This window comes from Hansschlegelia beijingensis (assembly GCF_045505405.1).
Taxonomy (GTDB): domain Bacteria; phylum Pseudomonadota; class Alphaproteobacteria; order Rhizobiales; family Methylopilaceae; genus Methylopila; species Methylopila beijingensis_A.
The window spans coordinates 1-7,095 of sequence record NZ_JBJKEX010000144.1; the positions used below are offsets into that span (position 1 = coordinate 1).

The 7,095-nt window shown below is 69.3% G+C and carries 6 protein-coding genes and 1 pseudogene; 4 read left to right on the plus strand and 3 right to left on the minus strand.

What is annotated here, in order from left to right; genetic code table 11:
* Nucleotides 1-32 precede the first annotated feature (32 nt).
* A pseudogene (flhA, locus tag ACIKT0_RS10395) lies at nt 33-2,166 on the minus strand (flagellar biosynthesis protein FlhA).
* 214 nt (nt 2,167-2,380) lie between these two features.
* Between flhA and ACIKT0_RS10400 the strand changes: the two are divergent.
* The gene (locus tag ACIKT0_RS10400; RefSeq protein ID WP_407105279.1) at nt 2,381-3,622 is read left to right on the plus strand and encodes a hypothetical protein; all 1,242 of its coding nucleotides are present in this window, start codon (nt 2,381-2,383) and stop codon (nt 3,620-3,622) included.
* A 10-nt stretch (nt 3,623-3,632) separates the two neighbouring features.
* Here the strand turns inward: ACIKT0_RS10400 and ACIKT0_RS10405 are convergent, their stop codons facing one another.
* Nucleotides 3,633-4,259, minus strand: a complete 627-nt coding sequence (locus ACIKT0_RS10405) for a DUF1345 domain-containing protein (RefSeq protein ID WP_407105280.1) — start codon at nt 4,257-4,259, stop codon at nt 3,633-3,635.
* 84 nt (nt 4,260-4,343) lie between these two features.
* Here ACIKT0_RS10405 and ACIKT0_RS10410 point away from each other — a divergent pair, with 84 nt between their 5' ends.
* The 3 genes from ACIKT0_RS10410 (at nt 4,344) to ACIKT0_RS10420 (ending at nt 6,838) form a co-directional block, all read left to right on the plus strand.
* Nucleotides 4,344-4,847 (plus strand): DUF1523 family protein, encoded by a 504-nt coding sequence (locus tag ACIKT0_RS10410; protein ID WP_407105281.1) that lies wholly within the window; start codon nt 4,344-4,346, stop codon nt 4,845-4,847.
* A gap of 30 nt (nt 4,848-4,877) precedes the next feature.
* Nucleotides 4,878-5,480, plus strand: a complete 603-nt coding sequence (locus ACIKT0_RS10415; RefSeq protein WP_407105282.1) for an HdeD family acid-resistance protein — start codon at nt 4,878-4,880, stop codon at nt 5,478-5,480.
* 89 nt (nt 5,481-5,569) lie between these two features.
* On the plus strand, nt 5,570-6,838 hold the full coding sequence (locus tag ACIKT0_RS10420; RefSeq protein WP_407105283.1) for a GGDEF domain-containing protein: 1,269 nt from the start codon (nt 5,570-5,572) through the stop codon (nt 6,836-6,838).
* A gap of 9 nt (nt 6,839-6,847) precedes the next feature.
* Here the strand turns inward: ACIKT0_RS10420 and ACIKT0_RS10425 are convergent.
* Nucleotides 6,848-7,095 (minus strand): helix-turn-helix domain-containing protein (locus ACIKT0_RS10425; protein ID WP_407105284.1); only part of this gene is annotated, 248 nt, incomplete at its 5' end.

Genomic DNA, 7,095 nt, shown 5'->3' on the forward strand with positions numbered 1-7,095 from the left:
GGAGGCGCGTCGCGCGGCCTGAGGCGTTCCGCTCACACGCTGCCGACGGTCTTGAGCCGCGCGCGCGGATGCACCTCGTTCTGCGACATCACCGGGGTCTGGGCGCGGAAGCGCTCGACGATCGAGCGCACGAAGGGACGCGCCGCCGCCGAGGTCAGCAGCACCGGCGCCTCGCCCATCCTCGCCGCGTCCTCGAAGCGGTCGCGCACCGCGGCGATGAACTCGTGCAGCTTGGAGGGGGCCATCGCGAGGCTCTTCTCCTCGCCGGTCCCGACGATCGACTCCGCGAAAGCCTGCTCCCAGGCGGGCGACAGCGCGATCAGCGGGAGGTAGCCGCCGAAGGACTGATGCTGCGCGCAAAGCTGGCGCGACAGGCGGGCGCGCACATGCTCCACGATCTGCGCCGGCGAGCGGGTGTAGCCGACCGCCTCCGCGACGCCTTCGAGGATCGTGCCGAGGTCGCGGATCGAGACCCGCTCGGCCAGCAGCAGCTGCAGCACGCGCTGCACCACGGTGGTCGAGATCTGGCTCGGGATCAGGTCGTCGACCAGCTTGCGCTGCTCCTGCGGCAGCTCCTTCAGAAGCTTCGCCACCTCGCCATAGGACAGCAGGTCCGGCATGTTGGCCTTGATGATCTCGCTGAGATGCGTCGAGAGCACCGTGGTGGCGTCCACCACCGTGTGGCCGCGGATATTGGCCTCCTCGCGCAGCGACGCGTCCACCCAGGTGGCCGGCAGGCCGAAGGTCGGCTCCACGGTGTGGACGCCCGGCAGGTCGACCTGGCCGCCGGACGGGTCCATGACCATGAACTGGCTCGGATAGACCGACCCGGAGCCGGCTTCGACCTCCTTGACCTTCACCGCATAGGCGTTGGGCGCGAGCTGCAGATTGTCGAGCAGCCGGACCTGAGGCATCAGGAAGCCCATGTCGCCCGCGATCGTGCGCCTCAGCGCCTTGATCTGTTCGGTGAGCTTGTCCGGCCCCTCGGAGGCGTCGACCAGCGGCAGCAGCGCATAGCCGAGCTCGATCTTGACGTCGTCCATGCGGAGCGCCGCCGACACCGGCTCCTCCGCCGCCGCGCCCCCGGTCGCCTCGCGGGCGATCTTGGCCGAGCTCGAGCGCGCGGTTCGCCTTGTCGGCCCGCCAGGCCAGCCAGCCGGCGCCGGCCGCGAGCCCCGCGAACGGTATCAGCGGAATGCCCGGCAGCAGCGCCATCACGCCCATGACCGCGGCCGACAGGCCCAGCGCTTTGGGATAGCCCGAGAGCTGCCGCACCAGCGCCCGGTCGGCCGAGCCGCTCACGCCGGCCTTCGAGACCAGCAGGCCTGCGGCGGTCGAGACCACCAGCGCCGGAATCTGGCTGACCAGGCCGTCGCCGACCGAGAGCAGCGTGTAGGAATGCGCAGCTTCCGAGAAGCTGAGCCCGTTCTGGGCGATGCCGATGATCATGCCGCCGAGCACGTTGACGAACACGATCAGCAGGCCGGCGATGGCGTCGCCGCGCACGAACTTCGAGGCGCCGTCCATCGCGCCGAAGAAGGTGCTTTCGTCCTCGAGCTCCTTGCGGCGGGTCTTGGCCGTGGTCTCGTCGATCAGCCCCGCCGACAGGTCGGCGTCGATCGCCATCTGCTTGCCCGGCATGGCGTCGAGGGTAAAGCGCGCCGCGACCTCGGCGATGCGGCCGGAGCCCTTGGTGATGACCACGAAGTTCACGATCACCAGGATCGCGAACACGATGATGCCGATGACGAAATTGCCGCCCATCACGAAGGCGCCGAAGGCCTCGATGACGTGGCCAGCGGCGTCGGTCCCTTCATGGCCGTGCGCCAGGATCAGCCGGGTGGAGGCGAGGTTGAGCGCCAGCCGCAGCATGGTGGAGACCAGCAGCACCGTCGGGAACGCCGAGAACTCGAGCGGCTTCTCGATGAACAGCGCCGTCATCAGGATCAGCACGGAGAGGATGATCGAGATCGCGAGCAGCAGGTCGAGCAGCAGCGCCGGCAGCGGCACGATCAGGACGCACAGGATGACCAGGACGCCGACCGCGAGCCCGATGTCGCCGCGGCGCACGACGTCCCAGGCTTTGGCGAGGCCGGCAGGCAACGTGACGCCCGTACTCCGCGCGGCGGGGGCTTTCGCCCCGCCGACGACCGTCACGTCCGACATCCACGCCCCCGCATTCTGCGAACCTAGTAGGCAGAAAATGCCCACCGCATGGTTAGCGCGAGGTTAACAGCCGGCTTCGGATCTCCCGGAATCGGAGCCCGGGACGGCGACGCGCGGGGTTGCGGCGGTTAAGAGTTGCATAAGTTCCGGCCGTCTCCGACGATGGCGAGACTCCTTCTCCCGGGCCTTCGCCCTCAGCCGGAGCAGGTCTGACATGGCGCCGAACTTCGCCTCCGGGCTGATCTTCGTCGGGGCGCTCGCGGTCGCGGCCTGGAGCCCGACGGCCGGCGCCAGCGAGGATTCGCGCTACGCCTCCGTGGAGGCCCAGCGCGCGGTGGCGTCCGCCTGCGCGTCGTCCGCGCCCTTCGTCGTCCTCGACACGTTCGCCCTGCTGAAGCCGGTCAACATCGACGACGAGCTCGGTGAGACGAACGAGGACGGAGGGTCGCGCATCGGCCACGGCGACGTCGTCGCGGCCATCGTCTCCGCCTCGCACCCCGCGATCGCGCCCTATCAGATCGATCCCGTGTTCAACGTGCGCACGCTCGCGCGGGATTTCAGGCGGCTCGCGGACGACATCGAGGGCGGCCGCGTCCCGAAGCCGGCTGCGGTGGTCAGCGCGATCGTGCTGCCCGTCTCGCTCCGCGAGGTGAACGCGCGCGCAGGGATGCGCCCCGTTCCGGCTTCCGAGATCTCCGTTCGCCGCGACGAGGTGCGCGCGCTCGTGACGGGCCGCGGCGCGCCCGGCAACCCTTACGCGGAGATCGACCGTCAGCTCGCCCGGCTACGGGCCGGCGGAACGCCTGTCTTCGTCGCGGCCGGGAACACGGGGCCGGACGACCTGTTCAACGTGCTCGCGCTGTCGGACGGCGTCTACGCGGTCGGCGCGCTCGACCGGGAGGGCCGCGAGGCCGGCTACACCAGCGCGCCCGACCTCGTCTCCGTCTGGAGCAATGGCTATGTGGTCCTGACCGACACGGCGGAGGGCGTCAGCGTCAGCGGCGGACGCAGGGTCGAGCTTCCGGGCGCCAGCCTTCCGGAAGAGCGTCAGGCGATCGAGGCCTTCGCGGGCAGGAAGGCCCGCGAAGTCGTGCTCGAGGTGCCGCACGAGATCGCCTCCCTGCCGCGCGCGGCGCCGGTCTATCTGCGGACCCGCTACATGCACGCGGCGATGCAGCCGGGGCTCTATCGGACCGAGGATCTGCTGGCGGCCTACGGCTACCCGCGGGACTCGGGCAACTTCGTCCGGGCGCTCGAGCAGGGCCCCTACATGCACTTCCCCTCCGACACGATCTTCGCCGTCGACGTGGACGGCGCGCTGCGCTTCGATCCTCTGGGGGACGGCACGCCGGGGCAGGTCAAGCTCCAGGACGCGACCTCGTTCGCCGCGCCGAACGTGTGCGCGGCGGAAGCGGGCGATGGCGGCCCCCGGCTCACCGCCGCGGCCCGGGAATGAGGCCGGCGGCCTAGTCGCTCAGAAAGCTCGACCCGACGCTGACGCTGAAGGCGATGATCACCGTGTTGAACACGAAGGAGATCACGCCGTGGACGAGCGTCAGGCGGCGCATCTCGCTCGATTGCGTCGCCGTGTCGGACACCTGGAACGTCATGCCCACCGTGAACGCGTAATAGGCGAAGTCGATGAAGCGAGGCGGCTCCTCGCCGGGGAAGTCGATGTCGGGCTTGTCGGCGCCGCGGGCGAAGGCGCTGTGGGCGTAATGCGCGGCGAACGCCGTGTGCAGCAGCGTCCATGAGCAGGCGATGGTGAACGCGGCGAGCGAGAGGATGGTCGGGCTCGACTTGTCCGAGACCATCGCGAAGATCGCGATGAAGCTCGCCCCCACGGCGGCGGTGAGGATCAGCGTCAGCGCCCAGCGGCCCTCGTCCTCGCGTTCCGCCCAGCTCTGGATCTCCCCGGCGGAGGCCGGCAGCAGCAGCCACCATACGCGCGCCGTATAGGCCAGCGCCGCGGCGTCCCATCCGGTGACGGCGGCCGCCGAGGAGGGCGCGATCGTCCCCGCGGCTGCTCCGACCAGAAGTCCGACGAGCGCGCAGGACGCGAGCCGCAGTCCATGCTGCTTCCAGGCCCTCACGCTCGCTCCTTCGCCATTCCACTTCGCGCGCCATTTAGGGCGCGGTGTATAGTGCGCCCCGGGAATAGCTGGAGTACGCCCCCTATGTCGCTGCGCGTCTACGTCGTTCTGCTCTGCCTGGTGGCGCTGCCCTGCGTGCTGTTCCTCGACTACGTGCTGCCGCGGCACGACGTGGTCCGAATCGTCAACACCGAGGTCAAACGCGTCGATCCGAAGGGTCGCTCGGTCGGGGATCAGCGCGAGCCGGGCTCGGACGTCTATTACATCTACGCCGAGGACCTCGAGACCAAGAAACCGCACGTCTACCGCAACGAGGACACCGGCTGGGGCTTCCCGTTCTACTTCAAGTTCAACAGCGCCGACGTGCAGGCGATCGCGTCCTCGATCGCCTCGGAGAAGGGCGTCGCGCGGATCACGAAGTATGGCTGGCGGATCAACCTCTTCTCGATGTTCCCGAACGCCGTCAAGGTTCGCCGCTGGGATCCGGCGGACGCCGTCATTCCGTGGTTCAATATCGTCTTCTTCTCTCTCCTCGGCGCGGCCGCGCTCTATATCGCCATCAGGATCCGGCGCCGCCGTTCGACCTGAGCCGCGGGCGCATGGGGCAGGGAGGCATCAATGGCCGACAAACTGACCGAGAACCGGGCGATGAGTGATCTGCTCGCCAAGAACTGGTGGGCGATCGCGCTGCGCGGCGTGCTGGCGATCATCGTCGGGCTGATCGCGCTGGCCGCTCCGGGACTGGCGCTGCTCTCCTTCGCGCTGGTGTTCGCCGCCTATCTGATCGCGGACGGCCTGGTGGGCGTCACCAGCGCGATCTGGGCGGCGCGCAGTCATGAGCGCTGGGGGCTGCTGCTCGCGGAGGGCGTGCTCAACCTCGTGGTCGGCCTGGTCGCCGCCTTCTTCCCTCTGGCGGCGGTGATGGCCTTCGCGCTGCTCGCAGCCTTCTGGGCGCTGGTCACGGGCGGCCTGATGCTGGCCTCCGCCTATTCGCTGACGGCCGAGCATGGCCGATGGTGGATGGTCCTCTCCGGGGTCGTCTCGATCGTGTTCGGCATCGCGCTGCTGATCGCGCCGCTGCTGGGCGCGGTGGTTCTGACATGGTGGTTCGCCGGTTACGCGCTGGCGTTCGGGGCCTTCATGCTCGTCCTCGCCTTCCGCCTGCGGCGGGAAAGTCGCCACAAGACCACCGTCTCGCCCGACGCGTCCCCCCGGGTGTAAGCCGGCGGCGAATCAGTCCATCTGACGCCTGCCGCCTTCAAGGGGCGCGTCGCTCGCGGCAACGCCGCCCCTTCTAGAGGTAAGTCCGCATGGGCGGCGTCGCTCTTCTGGCGCTTCAGGCGATCGTCTATTTCGGCGTGATGGCGGCCCTGCTCAGGGCGCGCCGGGTCTATGGCGTGGGCCTGTTCGTCTGCGCCCTCGGCGTGATGCACTTTCTCGAGACCTATCTGGCCGCGGTGTTCTTCATCGAGTTGCCGTTCGGGCTGCTGTCGCCCGGCTCGACCGTGCTGTTCTCCGGCAAGCTGATGATGTTCCTGCTGCTCTACATCCGCGAGGACGCGGAGACGGTGCGGCAGCCGATCTACGGCCTGTTCATCGGCAACCTTCTGCTGGTCGTGCTGGCGCTGATCCTGCGCCTGCACACCACGGTGGTCCATCTGCCCGGAGACGCGCCGAACCTGCAGTTCGTCGACCAGATGGGCGTGCTGATGGTGTGGGGCACGCTGCTGCTCTTCATCGACTGCATCGCGCTCATCCTGCTCTACGAGAACCTCGCGCGCCGGCTGAGGCGCAACGTCGTGCTCGCGGCCTTCCTCAGCGCGGCCGCCGTGCTGAGCTTCGACCAGATCGCCTTCTATCCGGCGCTCAGGCTCACCAGTGGCGTGCCGTTCTCCGCCCTGACCGGGGGCTGGGTGGCGAAGATCGGCGCGGCGGCGCTCTACAGCGTGCTGATCGGCGTCTACCTTCGCTGGATCGAGAGGGACGGCCAGCGGCGCGGCCCGCGGCGGCTCCGCGACGTGTTCGAGACGCTCACCTACCGGAGCCGCTACGAGGATCTTCTCCGACGCTCGCTGATCGACGAACTGACCGGGGTCCGTAACCGCAGCGCCTTCGAGCAGATGTGCCGCGACTGGCTGGAGCGGCCCTCGCCCGATGGACAGGCGGTGACGCTGGCGATGATCGACATCGACCGCTTCAAGGCGATCAATGACGGTCTCGGCCACGCCGCCGGCGACGAGGTGCTGCGCAATGTGGGCAAGACGCTCGAGGCCAACATGCGGCCGGGCGATCTCGTCTTCCGCTATGGCGGCGAGGAGTTCGCGCTGCTGCTGAAGGGCCTCTCGCACACTGAGGCCCTGGCCTTCGCCGACCGGGTGAGGCGGGCTGTCGCCTCGGAGGTCCGCGCGGTCGACGGCGCGTCCGTGACGGTCAGCATCGGCGTCGCGAGCTCCGCCTTCGGAGGCGGAAACCTGCGCAGCCTGCTCGACCGGGCGGACCAGCGGCTCTACGAGGCGAAGCGGCGCGGGCGCGACCGGGTCGTCGGCGACGCCCCGCCGCGGCTCACCATCGCCGACTGAAGCGTCGCCTCAGGCGGCCGCCACTCCGGCCTGCGGGGGCGGCACCGGGAAGCCTTCGTCGTCATACTGGTTGAGCTTGTTCCTGAGCGTCCGGATCGAGATGCCCAGGATGTTGGCCGCGTGGGTGCGGTTGCCGCGGGTGTGGCCGAGCGTGTCGATGATGAGGTCGCGCTCGACAGGCGTGAGATCGAGCCCGCGGGCACGCGTTCCGGCGCGAGCGTCACCAGGATCACGCCTGCGGCGGCGGAGGTCAGCAG